15 protein-coding genes are annotated in these 17,628 nt (G+C 59.2%); 10 read left to right on the top strand and 5 right to left on the bottom strand.

What is annotated here, in order from left to right; genetic code table 11:
* Positions 1–798 (bottom strand): COR domain-containing protein (locus V6590_RS11225; protein WP_335422930.1); only part of this gene is annotated, 798 nt, incomplete at its 3' end.
* A 27-nt stretch (positions 799–825) separates the two neighbouring features.
* On the opposite strand from V6590_RS11225, the gene V6590_RS20885 reads away from it, so the two are divergent.
* Positions 826–1,359: a DUF1643 domain-containing protein gene (locus V6590_RS20885; protein WP_350339895.1), complete on the top strand. Its 534-nt coding sequence runs from the start codon at positions 826–828 to the stop codon at positions 1,357–1,359.
* A gap of 266 nt (positions 1,360–1,625) precedes the next feature.
* Here the strand turns inward: V6590_RS20885 and V6590_RS11220 are convergent, their stop codons facing one another.
* Entirely contained in the window at positions 1,626–3,428 is a 1,803-nt protein-coding gene (locus tag V6590_RS11220; RefSeq protein WP_335422927.1) for an AAA family ATPase, read from the bottom strand.
* 566 nt (positions 3,429–3,994) lie between these two features.
* Here V6590_RS11220 and V6590_RS11215 point away from each other — a divergent pair.
* Complete coding sequence (locus V6590_RS11215) at positions 3,995–4,498, top strand: type III secretion system chaperone family protein (RefSeq protein WP_335422925.1); 504 nt, start codon at positions 3,995–3,997, stop codon at positions 4,496–4,498.
* A gap of 83 nt (positions 4,499–4,581) precedes the next feature.
* On the opposite strand, the gene V6590_RS11210 is transcribed toward V6590_RS11215, so the two are convergent.
* The 3 genes from V6590_RS11210 to V6590_RS11200 form a co-directional block, all read right to left on the bottom strand.
* Positions 4,582–5,964, bottom strand: a complete 1,383-nt coding sequence (locus tag V6590_RS11210; protein WP_335422924.1) for an MATE family efflux transporter — start codon at positions 5,962–5,964, stop codon at positions 4,582–4,584.
* Between the two features lie 15 nt (positions 5,965–5,979).
* Positions 5,980–6,324 (bottom strand): MarR family transcriptional regulator, encoded by a 345-nt coding sequence (locus tag V6590_RS11205; RefSeq protein WP_335422923.1) that lies wholly within the window; start codon positions 6,322–6,324, stop codon positions 5,980–5,982.
* A 299-nt stretch (positions 6,325–6,623) separates the two neighbouring features.
* Positions 6,624–7,253, bottom strand: coding sequence for a TetR family transcriptional regulator (locus tag V6590_RS11200; RefSeq protein WP_335422920.1), 630 nt, complete (start codon positions 7,251–7,253; stop codon positions 6,624–6,626).
* Positions 7,254–7,380: 127 nt separating this feature from the next.
* Between V6590_RS11200 and V6590_RS11195 the strand changes: the two genes are divergently transcribed.
* The 8 genes from V6590_RS11195 to V6590_RS11160 are packed head-to-tail and all read left to right on the top strand — an operon-like array spanning position 7,381 to position 17,626.
* Positions 7,381–8,724: an aspartate aminotransferase family protein gene (locus V6590_RS11195; RefSeq protein ID WP_335422918.1), complete on the top strand. Its 1,344-nt coding sequence runs from the start codon at positions 7,381–7,383 to the stop codon at positions 8,722–8,724.
* Entirely contained in the window at positions 8,721–10,337 is a 1,617-nt protein-coding gene (locus V6590_RS11190) for a phytoene desaturase family protein (RefSeq protein ID WP_335422916.1), read from the top strand. Before V6590_RS11195 ends, V6590_RS11190 begins: the two co-directional genes overlap by 4 nt.
* A complete protein-coding gene (locus V6590_RS11185) occupies positions 10,318–11,823 on the top strand; it encodes a phytoene desaturase family protein (protein ID WP_335422914.1) in 1,506 nt (501 codons plus the stop codon). The genes V6590_RS11190 and V6590_RS11185 overlap by 20 nt, the downstream gene beginning before the upstream one ends.
* On the top strand, positions 11,820–13,013 hold the full coding sequence (locus tag V6590_RS11180; protein WP_335422912.1) for an aminomethyl transferase family protein: 1,194 nt from the start codon (positions 11,820–11,822) through the stop codon (positions 13,011–13,013). Before V6590_RS11185 ends, V6590_RS11180 begins: the two co-directional genes overlap by 4 nt.
* A 1-nt stretch (position 13,014) precedes the next feature.
* Positions 13,015–14,157, top strand: coding sequence for an aromatic ring-hydroxylating oxygenase subunit alpha (locus V6590_RS11175; RefSeq protein WP_335422909.1), 1,143 nt, complete (start codon positions 13,015–13,017; stop codon positions 14,155–14,157).
* Positions 14,154–15,359: an aromatic ring-hydroxylating oxygenase subunit alpha gene (locus V6590_RS11170; RefSeq protein WP_335422907.1), complete on the top strand. Its 1,206-nt coding sequence runs from the start codon at positions 14,154–14,156 to the stop codon at positions 15,357–15,359. Before V6590_RS11175 ends, V6590_RS11170 begins: the two co-directional genes overlap by 4 nt.
* A 53-nt stretch (positions 15,360–15,412) precedes the next feature.
* A complete protein-coding gene (locus V6590_RS11165) occupies positions 15,413–16,516 on the top strand; it encodes a polyamine ABC transporter substrate-binding protein (RefSeq protein WP_335422905.1) in 1,104 nt (367 codons plus the stop codon).
* Between the two features lie 3 nt (positions 16,517–16,519).
* On the top strand, positions 16,520–17,626 hold the full coding sequence (locus tag V6590_RS11160) for an ABC transporter ATP-binding protein (RefSeq protein WP_335422903.1): 1,107 nt from the start codon (positions 16,520–16,522) through the stop codon (positions 17,624–17,626).
* The last annotated feature ends 2 nt before the right edge of the window (positions 17,627–17,628 follow it).

The raw sequence follows: 17,628 nt of genomic DNA, 5'->3' as shown, positions 1-17,628 counted from the left end.
GCCCTTTGGGGACACCCCGAGGCGTTGTGCTTCCGCGACGACTGCAGTGATCGCGGCTTCCATGGCTTTCTGCGCATCCCCCCCTTCGGTGGAGATCCGAATTTCCCCTCGCCATTGGTGGCTGCATGACTGTTCGATCAGCACACGGCTGCCCAGTTTTGAATCGAAGAAGTGCACACCGTTGCGCCAATAGCGGCCATGGGCTCCAGCCTCATTCCCTACGCGCGAGATCAGATTGCGCATCAAGAGCGGTGGCAGGCTGTCAAACTGAAGACACCGCGTCGCGCTGCGGTCGATGGTGACTGTGGGTTGATCGACATCATCCGCCGGAAGAAAGTCTGGGGCGATGTAGAGCATGCCACTGGCAGCACGGATGGCGAAGCAAATGCCGGATGAGACCATGAATTCCAGGAACAGCTTCTGATCGGCCGGGGAGTAGCCAGCAGGACCCCAGACCACTGCATCAAGCAGGGCGGCGCCGAAGCGCCCAGCAGCCTGCGTCAGGATGGTGACGCAATTTTCTCGGTTGAAGATTGTATAGACCGCTTCGAGCACCCAGGCCTGATCGAGGATGATCTGGTTGTCGAAGCATCCCTCGCGCCAGAAGACCTCGCCCGCATTGCGTAGGAATTGCAGAAACAGGCGCGGGTCGCTGATATTGCCGATCCGGGCGCATTCAGCCTCAAAACGGGCTAGCGGCATCAGTCGATTCTGACGCTCGGTTGGAGGTCCTGTTGCAGCGGTGGCAGTCTGCGAAACGGTCCTTCCAACCGTCTCCGAGTCAAGTGTATTGTTCAAGCAGGCTTAGCGATAGGAACGTATGCCATGTTAAGAGGAAACCCAATTTGCCAGCGCCACTTAGGCGAAACATACGATTTGGCAATGGACGTGCGCGGGTCCGCCTATTTTTCCGACTGTGGTAATTTTCGACCTTATCTGAGCCGAGCATGGGCCCAGGGCCCGATCATCATGTGGCTTTGCATGAACCCATCGTCAGCGACCAACACGAGCGACGACGCCACCTCACGAAAATTGACGGCTCATTCCCGACGTCTGGGCTTTGGTAAACTCATGCTGCTGAATGTAATGGACTACCGAGCAACTGACCCAGGCCAGCTGCCGAACGGCGAAGAGCGCTCGCCGCACAACATCTGTCACATAGCAAGATGCGCGCGTCATGCTAATCGTGTTGTCTTTGCCTACGGTGGGTTGCGGAATAATCCGGCGTGGAGAAACTATGCTAACGAAGCCGTCGCAGCTTGCCAGCCTGCTGCCGTTTTCCGTGTCCAAATCAACAAAGATGGATCGCCAAGACACCCTCGTCGGTTTCCAGCCAACTTTGAGTTGGAGCAGCTTTAAAATCTTGATGACAGCAAAATGACGGCCCATAGCTGCCGTTCAACCTCAATTTTTATGTCGCAGTCGCGGCCCGTTTCCCGGACACTCGCCGTGACTGCGACATACTTGTTGGGCTGAACTCACAGAACCCGAATTGTGAAGCGCTACCGATCGACAGAACAGATACAAGCGGTAGACGCGATGCTTATAGTCATTGCGATCTCAAGACTCCGACTGTCCTTGGAAAGTCGCTACCAATCACCTCAGTAAATTTTACTTTGAGTCGGCTACTCCCCAAAAGACAAGACTCCTTCTAAAATATCAAACACCTCACCGAACCTCTGGAAATCATCTTGGTTTCCGTGTTTACAGAGCCAGTCACAAAGATTACGTTTCTCATCCTTGTTGATTTTCCACGTTTCTGGTACCATAGTACGCACTCCTCGCTCCAAGGCTTCATGCTCACCAATGATGTCTATGAATGCTGCCTTGTGAGCTATTGCTCGCTTAATCGTTGCTTCTGTGAACAGGTTCTCGATGCCCGAAGTGATCCTGCTCTCTTGTTTTGGGATGGTTCGGCGAAACAATTTCCCATTGTTGTCCGCAGGTTTGTCCGCGTCGCAATCATATAAAAGGACCCACTTCTGACGGAGTGTGGTACCCAGATGTGAACTATAGGTTTTCCAAATCATATTCAGGTGGGGCACACCAACTGCGTCAACCAATTCAAACCGATTTATTATTGCGTGCCTGCCCAACAGCTCAGCTGCTTTGTTCAAATAATCTATGTCAGTCATGCCTTCCACATACAGCATCGGTTTCTGGCTGGCCTCCACCTTGCTGCGAACCTCTTCTTCAAAGCGCGCGCTCTCTCTCATGCGCTCGTATGCGACTTCAAACTCAGAGAAACGTTCAACCTCAATCTCTTTACCACTTGGCAATTCAATGATTTGAAACCCATCAACCGCAAATGCTTTCTCCATGCCAATCAAAAACAACGGAGAATGTGTTGTGAGGATAAACTGCACTCTTGGAAATAGACCGATCAGATTTGGCAAGATATCGTGTTGAATGTCTGTATGTAGGTGAAGATCGATTTCATCGATTACCACTATACCCTCAATATCACTCAGCTGGTTCAGCGGCGCATGGCTTAGATCGAAATCCCTGATAATCGTCAAAAACAAATCCAGCAAGACTGCTTGCCCAGTTGAGAGCTGAAACAAATTTTGAGTGACCAATTGGTTATCAATTAAAATTCCAATTTGGCGATTATTTCTTGCGCCTACGCTCCAAGTCACAGTGCCTTGCTTCCCAAGTAGAGCAGTCAAGAAATGCGAGATGGAGTCTAGAATCCGAGAAGCACGCCCTTCTCGTGTCTCAATAACTTTTGGTACCCATGTATATCCGAAAGCTGCAGGCGGCTGCGATATACGGCTCTTTCTTTCAATCGCATAGCTATCGTATATGAGATCTAGTAGCCAACTCTGCAGATTGCGCATTGGTGCATAATTTACGACCGGTCGGTTCGAAAAGGTATCGAAATTCTTGAGAGACCCATAACTCACTTTATTGCGGAGATTGAGATCATTAAGCCAAGCCGGTTCCTCAAACCTGTTTGGAGGAAAGAACAAATGCGTAGCATTATTTAAGGCCTCTTTCAGCATTGCGGGACGCTGACGAAAGTTAGACGTATAATGCGACATCGAGCTGGGATCGACCTCGTCCCACTTTCCGTAGTTTGGAAAAGGTTCCGCATAGTCTTTTTTAGACTTTAAGAACTGAGCCTCCGAAACAAAATAATCATCGGAGAAGTATACTTCTCCGAGAGAAAACTCCGCACCATTTCGTACGTAAAAAGGGCTTCTAAGTTTGTATACTTTGCCAGCCTCAACATCGGAATCCTCAAACACTGCTCCATGCGCTGCAATCAATGCGCTAACAACGTGTGCGGTTGCAATGCTCTTTCCGGAACCATTCCGCCCCACAAAGACAATTGGCTTTGGAGTGCCATCATCATTGAAGCGGCATTCGACACTCGCTTCCTCGATGGGACCTGTATTCCTTAATTCGAGACGTTGTAGGTACATCCAAATCTCCCAGCAAGAAGGCACATTGCAGTAGATATCGCGCCGTGGTTTGCGATGGAAGAAGGGAGTTGGTTTCGGAGCCTACTGCTGTCTTCGTGGCCAAGGTCTGCTCTTTAGAGGTCTGGATCTCGTTCTTGCCGTTGCAGAGACGGTCCATTTGCCTCCCTTTCAGGACCGACAGGGCGAGGTAGCGCCCACTCACGCTGCCGGTCGAGCCAGACCATAAATTGAGAGTGCCAGAATGGCGCGAGGCGGGGTGGCCCCAGGTCTGCCCAAGCATGTTGCGAAGAACAGCCGAGGTGGTGCACAGAAGCAGTTCCTAAGCTGCCTTCTGCAAAACCGTTCTGCTGCAAGTTCTTGTGTCAAACTCTGCAAGTTTGCGTGTCACGCTACAAACAACAGCAATTGCAACTTATGCACAGAAGATTTCACCACATACCGCTTTACAGGCTTCCGAAGTCGTATCAACATCTAGTAAACGGATGGTATTGGTCCACTGTGTTTGGGCTGTACCCCCGCTGCTTGTGGATGTCAGGCCACTTTCGGCCAGATCAAGAGGCACTGTCATGGCGATCGCGCAAGAGTTCTGGATCGGCGACGACCATCACCCGATCGATCTGGTAGAGTCTCTCGCATCGGATCACCAGTGGGAATTCGATCGTGTCACGGATGACCAAATCGCCATGGCAGTCGAGGGGTTGTGGCGCAGTTATGCGATTACCCTGTCCTGGTCGCCACAGGATGAGACCCTGCGACTGATCTGTACATTTGAGATGGAGCCGCCGGAAATGCGGCAAGCGGCACTTTGCGATTTGCTGAACCGGGTAAACGATCAGGTCTGGTCAGGGGCGTTCAGCTTCTGGTCAGAACAAAAGCTGATGGTTTGGCGCTATGGCCTCATTCTGGCCGGGGGCGCGGTGGCCGGGGCAGGGCAGTTGAACCGCATGATTTCGGATGCGATCACCTGCTGTGAACGGTTCTATCCTGCCTTTCAATTGGTTGCATGGGCGGATCGCGATCCTGCCGAGGCGATGAAGGTCGCCATGTCCGAGGCTTGGGGTAGGGCGTAGACAGCCCCGCCCTTCTGGGACCCACTGCAGCGGTTGCTACATTTCGGGTTCCAGGAAGGTTGCCATGTGCCAAGGAGGGGCGGTTAGCAGGCTTGGGGTGAGGGTTGCCCCATGGCCGTGGCTTGGGCGCGGCGGGCCAGAACGGCGGCGCGGGCAAAGGTGCCGCGCTGCGCCCTCCAGAGCAGCCAGAGCACGCCAAGCGACAAAGCCACATTCGACACGGGCATTGCCAGCCAGACACCGTTGACCCCCAGAAACTGCGGCAGGAAAAACAGGAAGGGCAGTTGAATGCCCATATTGGCGAGGGTGATGCCAGTTGCCGTGCGCGCCTGACCCACCGATTGAAACCAGGTGGCTGCCAGAATGATGAAACCGTCCAGGACCATCGCCCAAAGCTGCAGTCGCAAACCCCAGGCAGTTTCGGCCACAAGTGCGCTATCGCCCGCGGCAAAGGCCCGGGCCACGGTGGTTGGGAAGGCCACAACCAGCGCCGTCATGGCCGCACCACCGCCCACGCCCGTCAGCAATGCCAATTTCAGCACCCGTGTCACAGTCACCCGGTCGCGCGCACCGTGAAAATAGCTGGCCAAGGGTTGCATCCCGCCTGCGACGCCCTCGGCGAAATAGTAAAAGAACGCCATGACATAGCCGGAAATCGCATAGGCCGCCAAAGTGACAGGCCCGCCATGTTTCAGGAACAGAACATTGTGCAGCACGAAGACAAAGCTGACATAGAGCGCCATGATCATGGATGAGGTGCCGGTTGCGCAGATGGCGCGCACCCGGGCCAGACCTTCGCGCAGGGTCGGCCTGATCAGCAAGCGTAATGCACCCAAGCGGGCCATCATGCCAAGACAGATCGCGATCACGACGGTTTCGGCCATCACAGTGGACAGGGCTGCCCCGGCGAGCCCGAGATCGAGGCGGATCACCAGAATCCAGTTGAACAGCCCGTTCAGCACTGCACCGGCCAGCATTGCCGCCGTCGCCATGCCCGGCGCGCCGAGATTGCGCAGGATCAGCGGCAGGGCCATGCCCGCGACAAGAACCGGGGCGAACCACCCCTGCACGGCCAGATAATCAAGCCCATGATCCAGCAGTGGCTGCCCTGTGCCCTGCGCGGTCAGGAAAGACGCGCTGCCAAGCAGGATCAGTGCCCCGCTGCCCGCACCAAGCCCAAGCATCAGCAGCAGGGTCATCGTCAGGGTGACAGCCTGCCGCGTTGTATCTTGTGCCCCCCGCGCCATCGACAATTCGGCGCCGCCGCCCATGCCGACCAGCATCGCCACGGCCCAAAGCGTACCGGCCAGCGGCCATGACAGGTTCAGCGCCGCCAGCCCGTCAGAGCCCATCGCATGGCCAATGAACATCCCGTCCACCACCGCATAAAGGCCGCTGACCATCAGCGCCGCGATCGAAGGAATTGTATAGGACCAGAAGGTCCGGGTCAGGGACTGCGTATTCATGTCGATCTCCACCCGTCAGGCGGAGTCGAGCCCCCGACAGGCTTTGCCCAGTAAGAGTTCAAACTGCCTGCGTTCCTCGTCGCTCAGCGCGGCGGCGAGGCTGGCGGCAGCCCTTGCGTGCACGGCGTTTTCCTCGGTCTCCAGTGCGATGGTCTTTGGCGTTGCACGCAAAAGACTGGCGCGGCGATCTTCCAGTGCCGGACCCCGTTCCAGGTATCCGCGCGCTTCAAGCTTCGCCGCCATCGCACTGGCAGAGGCCTTGCTGACCTTCATGCGTTCTGCCAGATCGGTCAGCCGCAATCCCTCGGGGTGCCGCGCCACGACATCGAGGTAATCATGTTCGACCGAGGTCAGTTCCATGCTGCCGCTTTTCTGGGCCTCAAGGCGCCAGAGATGCCACATATGCCATTGCAGGCGTCTGAGGCTGTCTTGCAGCGTGGAAACATCCGTTTGTTTGTTAGGCATGACTAACTTATTTCCGATACCCGGTCAAGCCCGCTGCAAAGCTGCGCGCAGGGCGGCTTTTGTCCTGTGTCGTCCTTGACGCAGATCGTTATGCGGCCCCGGCGCAGATTAAACAAGCAAACCATCCGGCCCGAGTCAGCGACAAGGGCGGATCCGGGCGGGCGCAAGGGTCTTTGCAGAGGGCCTAAGCTGAATCAGAAATGGCGAGGAAACAGACCGCGCACCCCGAGCATCATGATTTCCAGCGCATCTGGCACCGAATGTGCACCTTCGACCGACATCAGATCCAGCCAGATTCCGTCGGCCAGAACGCGGATCAACCGGGCGGCCTGTTCCGGGCTATGCGTATAGCCATAGGCCGCGTTCATCTGGGTGCAAAGCGCGACCAGCGTGTCATGAAACAACGCATCATTGGCGGCGCAGCGGGATTGATAGAGCGGGCGGCTCTGGATTTCCCCCCAATAGGCGCACCACGCCGCCAGCCGTTCCGGGGTGCAGAGCTTGTCGGTGAAATCGGCGCGAACCATGGCCAGAAGCCGGGCTTCGGGGGCATCGCCTGCGCTTTCCAGCGCCTCTTGCCAGTTGGACCGGTATTCCTCGGCCAGGAAATCCAGCGTTTCGGCCAGCAGATTTTCCTTGGACTGGAAGTGAAACAGCACAAGCCCGTGGCTGATGCCCGCACGCTTGGCCACATCCGTCAGGGTAAAGCGCGAAAAGCCGCGCTCGGCCAGAGCCTGAATCGTGGCTTCGATCACCTGGGTTCGCCGCGTATCGCGGCTGAGCGTGCGCGGGGTGGGGGATGCGACAGGCTCGGGGCTGTTCACCGGGTTCTCCATGGCTGGGGCCAGAACTTCATACCGCTTCCACCGCAGCCTACAATGAAAGAAATCTGATTGACAACTCAGTCAGTGGCGTGCCAGCCTTGGGCATCACAACAGTAGAGTTGATCCCATGACTGCCTTGCCCAAGCGCAATCTCGACAAATCCAACGCCCAGTTTCAGCGCGCTTTGAAGCGCCTGCCTTTGGGCGTGTCATCCACCTTCCGCTATTGGGGCGATGATCGGACCATCTATGTCCACCATGGCAAGGGCGGCCGGACATGGGATATCGACGGGAACAACTATGTCGATTACCGGTTGGGCTACGGTCCGGCGATCCTTGGGTATGCCGATGACCGGGTGGATGCCGCAGCCAGCAAAGGCATGGAGGTGGGCGGGGTTTTCGCGCTGTCCACTGAACGCGAACTGATCGTGGCCGACCGCATTTCAAGAATGGTTCCGGCAGCCGAACTGGTTCGGTTTTCCAATTCCGGCACCGAAGCTGTGATGGCGGCGCTGCGGCTGGCACGCGCCTATACCGGGCGTGAGCAGTACCTGCTGGTCGAAGGCGGCTATCACGGGCTGTTCGATGCGGCCATGTGGATGTCGAACATGGATGAATGGGATCTGGGCTCGAACCAGGACCCTGAGCTGGTGCCCTATGGCAAGGGCATCCCGCCGACGGTGAAGCAGTTGGCGCATATCACGCCGATGAACAATTACGAACGTCTGGAAGACATGTTCAAGAAACATGGCGACAAGCTGGCCGCCATGCTGATCGAACCGATTCAGGGCAATTGCTGTTCGATCATGGCCGAGGTCGAATATGTGCGTCTGGCGCGCGAGCTTTGCACCAAATATGGCGTGATGTTGATCATCGACGAGGTGAAATCCGGCTTCCGGGTTGGCAAATCCGGCATCCAGGGCCTCATGGGGGTGACGCCCGACATCACCACATTCGCCAAGGCGGTGGCCAATGGCTATCCGATATCGGTTGTGGCCGGGCGCGAAGAGGTGATGCGCCACTTCCGCTATGGCGGCGCTTCGCATGGCGGCACCTATACGGCGCATTCCGTCTCGCTCGCCGCTGCCGAAGAAACCCTGCGCATTCTGGATGAAACCGATGCGCTGGAGACGATCGCGAATTACGGCGAAAGCCTGAAGGCGGGGATTTCGAAGATCTTGGATGCCCGCAACATCGTGCATTCCTATACCGGCCATCCGTCGATGTTTGGCCTGTTCTTTGCCGAAACCCCGCCGAACAATTACCGCGCGTGGAAAACGTCGGATTACAGTTTCTACGACACGATGGCGCATTACCTGCATGATCTGAACATCATCGTGGAACCCGACAGCCGCGAACCCTGGTTCATTTGCGAAGCGCATGGCAAGGATCCGTCCTGCCTGACAGATACGCTCAATGCGGTGGAGCGTGCCGTCGATCTGGTGCTGGAACATGGGGTCATGACCGAATGACCCATGACGCGCTGATCATCGGCGCGGGGCATAACGGGCTGGTGACAGCCTGTTATCTGGCCCGGGCTGGGTTGAAGGTTCTGGTTGTCGAAAAGAACGACTGGATAGGCGGCGCTGCCGTTTCCCGCGAACTTTTCCCGGGGTTCACCTATTCCAACTGCTCATATGTCAGTAGCCTGTTCCGCCCCGAGATCATGCGCGATCTGGAACTGCCAAAACATGGCTTGCAGATCCTGCCCTATGAAGGGGGCGCGCTGTTCACTGAAACTGGCGGCTATCTGGGCATGTTCCGCGACCATGAGGCCAACCGGCGCGAATTTGCCCGCCATTCGCGCCGCGATGCCGAAGCCTATGACCGCTACACCCGTGACATCCTGCGCAACTGCCGTCTGATCCGCCCCATGCTGATGCGCACGCCGCCGGATCTGGCGTCGTTCCGGCCGCGCGACCTGATGGAACTGGCCTGGCTGGGCAAGCAGATCACCGGCCAGTCCGAGGCGCAGATCTATGACATGCTGCGCTTCTGGACCATGTCGATCGCGGATTTTCTGGACGAGTACTTCGAAAATCCCGCGATGAAGGCCTATCAGGCAGTCGGTTCCATCATCGGCACCGCGCTGGGGCCGATGTCGCCCGGCACCGCATATGTTTTGCTCCATCACGCCATGGGTGATGTGGATGGCAATGTCGGGTCATGGGGCTATTCGCGCGGGGGCATGGGTGGCATCACCAAGGCGCTGACCGCTTCCTTGCAGGCAGCCGGGGGCGAGATCATTACCGGATCGGGGGTTGAACAGGTGCTGGTCAGGAATGGCCGCGCGGTGGGCGTCGTGCTGGAGAACGGCCGCGAATATCGCGCTGCCCGGGTCGTGTCGAACATGGATGTCCGGCGGACCTTCCTGAAACACGTCGATCAGAAAGAGCTTCCGGGCGAGTTCCTGAAGCGGGTGCAGACCTTCAAGACCCGCGGGTCATCAGGCAAGCTGAACATCGCTCTGGATGGGCTGCCGGAATTCACCGCGCTGCCCAAGGGGGCGCCAAACATCAAGGGTGACCTGCACTTCACCGATACCATCGAGAAGATGGAGGCCGCCTATGACGACTGGAAGGCCGGTCATTACAGCCGCAATCCGTTTCAGGATGTGATGATCCCCACGCTGATCGACCCGACGATGACGCCGCCGGGCAAGCATTTCATGTCCTGCTTCGTGCAATATGCCCCGCCAAAGATCGAAGGGCGCGACTGGACCGATGCCGATCGCGATGGGTTCCGCGACGCCTGTCTGGACCAGATCGAAGCCTATGCGCCGGGGTTCAAATCGAAAGTCCTGCATGTGGAGGTGCGCACCCCGCGCGAACTGGAAGCCGAGGTCGGCTTGTCCGAGGGCAATATCTTTCAGGGTGAACTGACCTTCGATCAGATGTTCTTCAACCGCCCCGTGCCGGGATACGCCAATTACCGCAGCCCGATCCGCGATCTGTGGATCTGTGGCTCGTCCACCCATCCGGGGGGCGGGGTCATGGGGGCACCGGGCCGCAACGCGGCGGCAGAGATCCTGCGCGACATGAAACATCCCGCCAAAGACATGAGCGATGCCTATGCCATCATTTGACACAATCGTCATCGGGGCCGGGCCCAACGGGCTGGCGGCGGCACATCGGCTGGCGTCGCGCGGCGTTTCGGTGTTGCTTCTGGAGGCAGGCGATGCCCCGGGGGGCGGGGCAGGGCTGGCCCATCTGTCCTATAACCTTGATCCCCGTGTGGAAAAGGCGATGGACCTGGCCCGCCATGGCCTGACATGGGCCAGCCGCGATCTGGCGACCACGGTTGTGTCGCCGGACGGCCGACACCTGCGGCTGCAGGGGGATCGGGTGACCGGTGACCTGCCCGAGACGGATCGGGCCGCATGGACCGCCCTTCGCGCCCGGCTGTTGCGCTTTGCCGCTGTTCTGGCCCCGCTGAACCACATGGCTCCGCCACGTCTGGCCCGCAATGTCGGCAACCCGATGGTCAAGCTGGCCATGATCGGGCTGAAGGCCCGGATGATGGGGGGCGCCGAGTTTCGCGAACTTGGCCGCATCCTTTTGACCAATGTCCATGATGTTCTGGATGATGAACTGACCGATCCACGCCTGAAAGGTGCGCTGGCCTTTGAGGCGACCCTGGGGGGCTGGCTGGGGCCGCGATCGCCCAATTCGCTGCTGCCTTGGCTTGTGCGCCTGTCGGGGGAAACGGCGGGAGTGCAAGCTGCACACGGCCTGCCCAAGGGCGGCATGGGTGCCATCACCGAGGCCATGGTCAGGGCCGTGACGGCGGCTGGTGTGACGCTGCGCTGCAAGGCGCGGGTGGCGCGCATCCTTGTGGAAGGCGAAAAGGTGGTGGGCGTCGTCTTGCAAGGGGGCGAGGAACTCCGCGCTGCGCGGGTCGTGTCATCCCTTGCGCCCAGGACCACCCTGCTTTCGCTGATCGGTGCCCGCCATCTGGATGCGGGTCTGGTCACCCGGATGCGGCATCAAAAGGCGCGGGGAGGGGCTGCGAGGCTTCACCTGACCCTGCGCGGCATCCCCGATTTCATGGGGGCCAACCTGCAGGATCGACTGGTGATCGCCGGTTCGGAACATGATGTCGAACGCTCCTTCAACCCGGTGAAGTATGGCAAGGTTCCCTCCCATCCGGGGCTGGAAATCGTCATTCCCACCGCGCATGAACCGCGTGCCGATGGCAGGCACCACCTGTCGGTCATCGCCCAATTCGCCCCCCATGCCCCGGCAGATCGTGATGCCGCCCGCGCTGAAATGCTGGCTGCCTGCCTGGCGCAACTGGACCGTCATGCCCCGGGCCTGGCCGGGCTGGTGGAACGCGCCGACCTGCTGATGCCCTATGATATCGAAGACCGGTATGGCCTGCCGGGCGGGCAATGGCATGCAGGGGAACTTTCGGTCGAACAGATGCTGTTCCTGCGGCCCTTGCCGGGGATCGCGCAATACCGGGGGCCGCTGCCCGGTCTCTGGCTGGCCTCTGCCGGGTGCCATCCTGGCGGGGGTATTTCCGGCACCCCGGGATGGAACGCCGCCCTTGCGATGGAGGCCGCAGAATGACCCTGCACAGCACCTTGCGGCATTTCGAACAGCCGCTGATGAAGACCCCCTTCCACCCGCGGACCGAGGCGGCGAACAAGCTTTGGTCCTGGGGCAACTGGGGGGGGTACACGACAGTCCTGACCTATGACGACCTGTCGATGGAACATTCGGCCATCCGGAATACGGCGACGGTCTATGATCTTTGCCCGATGATCAAATACCGGATCGAGGGGCCGGACGCGACCGCATACCTGCAGCGGCTGACGCTGCGCAATGTGGCGAAACTGTCGGTCGGGTCTGTGCAATATACCGCATGGGTGAATGACGCGGGCCATCTTCTGGATGATGGCACCCTGTTCCGGCTGGCCCCGGACCGCTATCGCCTGTGCTGTCAGGAACGGCATCTGAACTGGCTGGAAGACAGCGCCTTCGGATTTGACGTGACCGTGACCGAAGAAACCGAACAGATCGCCGCCCTGTCGTTGCAAGGGCCGACTTCGGTCGAGGTGCTGCGTCTGGCCGGGTTCGATGTCAGTGCGTTGAAACCTTTCCGCATGGCCGAATACGGCTTTGGCGAAGGCCGTCTGATGGTGTCGCGCACCGGATTTACCGGCGATCTGGGCTATGAACTCTGGACAATCCCCGATCAGGCGCTTCGTCTGTGGGATATTCTGTTCGATGCGGGGCAGCTGCATGGCATCCGCCCTATCGGATCGGAAGCGCTGAACATGGCGCGGATCGAGGCGGGGTTGATCATCACCGGGCTGGATTTTGTGCCCGCCGATGCCTGCCTTCGTGAAGACCGCCTGCGCAGCCCGCTGGAAATGGGGCTGGGCTGGATGATCGACTGGGACAAGGGGCATTTCACCGGCAAGACGGCATTGATGGGCCAGCGGGATCAGGGCCCGAAATGGAGCTTTGTAGGGCTGGAGATCGACGGCAATATCTCGGCCGAAGGGGCGATCCTGTATCATGACCGGAAAACCGAGGTCGGCGTCATCACCGCCGCGATCTGGTCGCCCGCACTGAAGAAGAACATCGCCATGGCCCAGATCCTGACCCGCCATGTCACGGGCGGGAATATCTGGGCAGAAATCTATGCCTTGCGTGAACTGCACTATGAAAAACTGATGATGCAGGCCCGGGTGGTGGAACGCCCCTTCTTCAACCACCCCCGCCGCCGTGCCACACCACCGGGGAGGTTCTGACATGGGACATCAGGATTACCATCCGCTGTCGCCGCGATTGCCGCATTGCCCCGAAGGCCTGCCGCGCGCCGCCTATATGGACAAGGCCTGGTATGATCGTGAAATGGCAACGATCTTTGCGCGCCAATGGGTGATGGTGGGGCGTGCCGCAGATTTTGCGGCCGGAAAGATGCGCCGCGTCACATTGGGCGAGGCGCAGGTGATCGTGGTGCGCGACACTGCGGGTGCGCTGGCGGCCTGGCACAATTCCTGCCCGCATCGTGGATCGGAACTGTGCCGCCAGCCCGAAGAAGAGGTGGGCAAGCTGATCCGCTGCCCCTATCACGCCTTTGCCTTTGCCGCATCTGACGGGCGGCTGGTTTCCACCGCCCATGCCGTACCGACCGAGGACTTCGACAGATCGGCCCATGGCTTGCGGCCCGTGGCCACGCGGATCTGGAATGGCTTCCTGTTCCTGAACCTGTCGGCGGAACCGGGCGAAATCTGGTCCGATGTCGGGCTGAACACCATGGATTCATGGCCGATGGACAGCCTGATCACTGGCCATCATTGGGAACACGACATCGACTGCAATTGGAAGACCTTCTGGGAAAACTATTCGGAATGTCTGCATTGCCCCGGTATTCACCCTGAACTGTGCGATCTGGTGCCGCTGTATGGAAAGGGCGTCATGTCGCCCCCGGTACTGGCCGGCTGGAGCCCGGACGGACCCGAAGTGCCGCTGTTGAAGGAAGGGGCGACGACCTGGACAAAGGACGGAAAACCCTGCGGGCCGATTTTTTCCACACTGACGGAAGCGGATCGCAAGGTGGGTTACGCCTTTGCTTCGCTCTGGCCATCCGCCTATGTCGTGGCACATATCGATTATGTCCGTTCGGTGCGGATCGTGCCCCTCGGCCCGGAAAAGACCCGGCTGATCGCAGAATGGTATTTCGCGCCCGAAACGCTTGCCCAGCCGGATTTTGATCCCGCTGATGTGGCAGGGTTTGCCAAGATCGTCATGCGGCAGGATGGCGAGGCGTCAGAGATGAACCAGCGCGGCATGCGGTCGCCGGCCTTCAAGGCGGCGCGGCTGATGCCCGAGGAATATGACATCTTCCGGTTTCAGGAATGGATACGCGCCGAAATGGGGGGGACACCATGACCCGATTGCCCTATCCGACAGTTTCTGTGCCGAAAGACTGGGACCGGCGTGGCCTGCCCGGGTGGACCTATCATTCGCCTGCGCTGTTTGCGCTTGAACGCGACAAGGTCTTTCTGACCCATTGGCAGATTGTCGGCCATGACTGCGACATCCCCAACCCCGGCGATTGGCTGAGCTTTGATCTGCTGGGCGAACGCGCGGTGGTGATGCGCGGGCAGGATGGCGTCGTGCGGGCATTTCACAACCTGTGCCGTCATCGCGGTGCGCGGGTGGTGGCCGGATCGCAGGGGCATTGCCGGGGGTCCGTCGTCTGTCCTTTTCATGGCTGGGTCTACAACCTTGATGGCAGCCTGCGTGGTCCGTCGCAGCCCCGGTCCTTCGGGGATCTGAACCGCGAGGATTTCGGGCTGAAGCCGATCGAGATGGAGATGTTCCACGGCTTCATCTTCCTGCGCTTTGCACCGGGTCCGCAGCCGGGAATTGCCGAGCTTCTGGCCCCGTTGGACGCGGATTTTGCGGCCTATGATCTGAAATCCATCGTTCCGGTGACGATCCCCGACTGGTCGGTCGATCTGCCGGTCAACTGGAAATCCGTGCGCGATGTGGACAATGAAGGCTATCATGTTCCGCTGGCGCATCCCGGGCTGCAGGATCTTTACGGCCGCAGCTATGTCGATTGCTACATGGATGACGGGTTGTCGATGTCGGTCGGCTGGTTCGGCGATGTCCCCGGTCGGGGCTGGTCGGTCCGGCATTACACGAAGCTCTCTCCGCCGCGCCCGGACCTGCCGCAGCATTTGCAGCGCGCCTGGACCTATTACGGCATCTTTCCCGCGCAGGTCTTTGCGATCACACCCGATGGGCTGCAATTCTATCATGACATCCCGATATCCGAAGGTGTCACGCGGCTGACCGGCCGGGTGTACCGCTGGCCGAATGAAACCCGCGAAAGGCGGCTGGCCCGGTATCTGGCCTATCGGATAGACCGCGCCACCTCGGCCGAGGATCAACAACTGGCGATCTGGTCGAATGAATCGATGAAGTCGGATGCCTTCGAAGGGTTTCACCTGTCGGATCTCGAATATGGTGTCCGGCGGCACCATGACCGGTTGCGCGACCTGCTTCCCGTGATGCGTCTGGATACAGCGCCCGCCGAGGATCGCATCGCGCAGATCAACGCAGAAATGTCTTGTCTGACATAGGGTCAGGCGTAAGCTGACTGACAATCCAATCATAACAAACCGGGGAGACTGCCATGAGATTGAACCGTCGTCAGGCCCTGATCGGGGCAACTGCCACGCTGGCCACGCCATGGGTGCGCCCATCCTGGGCACAGGCCGGTCGGGTGAACGTCTACAACTGGGCCGATTACATCGGCGAGACGACGCTTGAGGATTTCACCTCTGAAACCGGGATCGAGGTGGTCTATGATCTCTATGCCAGCGCCGAGGAAATGCAGGCCAAGATGCTGGCCGGCTCCACGGGCTATGATCTGGTGCTGCATGCGGGGCAAAGCCTGTCGCGATCAGTGCAGGCGGGTGTGGTGCAGAAACTGGACCGCAGCAAACTGACAGGCTGGGCCAATCTTGATCCGGCCTTGTTGAAGATCGGCGAAATGTATGATCCCGGCTTTCAGCATGGTGTGCCCTATATGTGGGGCTCGGTCGGGGTGACCTACAATATCGACATGGTGAAGGAACGCATTCCCGATGCTGATTTTGAATCCCTCGATCTGTTGCTGAAACCCGAAAACGCGGCGCTGCTGGCCGATTGCGGGATATCGCTGCTGGATAGCCCGAGCGATATCGGATTCATGATCCTCAGCTATCTGGGCATCGATCCGAACACTGCAGGCCCCGCAGAATGGGCCAGGATGGTGGAGGCCGTCCGGCCGGTGCGCGACTATGTTTCGACCTTCGACAATTCCAATTATCTGACCACACTGCCGAATGGCGAGGCTTGTGCCGTCAACAACTGGTCGGGCGATTATGGCGTGGCCAAGGCGCGCGCCGCCGAAGGCGGGATCGACATGAATCTTGGCTATTTCATCCCCCGGACCGGGGCACCGCTGTGGTTCGACATGTGGGTGATGCCCGCCGATGCCGCCAATGTGGAGAATGGGCACAAGTTCCTGGATTACCTGCTGCGCCCCGAGGTGATCGCCGCCTGCACCAATTTTACAGGCTATGCCAATCTGAACAAGGCGGCGCTGCCCTTTGTCGATCCGGCCATCGCCGCCGACCCTGCAGTCTATCCGGATGAGGCAGCCAAAGCCCGGCTTTATGCGCCGCTGCCCCAGACCATTGAGCAGGAATCCGACATGACGCGGGCCTGGACCGAAATCAAGACGGGCGGCTGACGGATGGCGGTGGAAGAAACCGGTCCGTTTCTGCGGATCGAGGGGGTTTCGAAAAGATTTGGCACCTTTCAGGCCGTCAAGGATGTGAACCTGACTGTCGAAAAGGGAGAAATCTTTTCGCTGCTCGGCGGGTCCGGCTGTGGCAAGACCACGCTTTTGCGCATGCTGGCAGGATTCGAGGAACCCAGCGAGGGTCGCATCTTTCTGGATGGGCGCGATATGGCGGGGGTGCCGCCTTGGGAGCGCCCGGTCCATATGATGTTCCAGTCTTATGCCATCTTTCCGCATATGACAGTCGCGGCCAATGTGGGCTATGGGCTGAAGCATGAAAAGGGTCTGTCAAAAGCCGACCGCGCGGCCCGGGTGGCCGAAATGCTGGATCTGGTGCAGCTGACCCAATTTGCGCATCGCAAGCCGCACCAGATTTCCGGCGGTCAGCGGCAGCGTGTTGCGCTGGCCCGGGCGCTGGCGCGGCAGCCCAAGCTGCTGCTGCTGGATGAACCTCTGGCCGCGCTGGACAAGAAGCTGCGCGAACATACCCAGTTCGAGCTGATGTCGATCCAGCAGCGCACCGGGGTCACCTTCATCGTGGTCACCCATGACCAGGAAGAAGCCATGACCCTGTCAGATCGCATCGCGGTGATGGACAAGGGGCAGGTCAAACAGGTGGGCACCCCGACCGAGGTTTATGAATTCCCGGCATCAAGGTTTGTGGCGGGGTTCATCGGATCGGTGAACAGCTTTGAAGCAACCGTGGTCGCGCGCGAAGCTCCCTGGCTTCGGTTGCATGTTCCGGCCCTGGGGGGCGATGTTCTGGCCCGCGATTCTGCGGCAGCGACGCCCGGGCAACCCGTTTCGCTGGCCATCCGGCCAGAGAAGATGCGCATCGCCAAGGACAGGCCGGAAGGCCCGAATGCGGTGGCCGGGCATGTGAAGGATCTGGCCTATTTCGGCAAGGACAGCCTGTATCGCATCGCCTTGCCTCAGGCGCTGGTTCAGGCCCATGCGGTCAACGCGCGCCGCGGCGATGAGGGTGCCCGGGTGGCCGATTGGGATGACGAGGTCTGGGTTTCCTTCGACCCGTCTGCCGCCATTGTGCTGGTGGCCTGAGA

It is taken from the genome of Gemmobacter denitrificans, assembly GCF_036964905.1.
Taxonomy (GTDB): domain Bacteria; phylum Pseudomonadota; class Alphaproteobacteria; order Rhodobacterales; family Rhodobacteraceae; genus Gemmobacter; species Gemmobacter denitrificans.
This window is presented reverse-complemented; position numbering and strand designations above follow the sequence as displayed.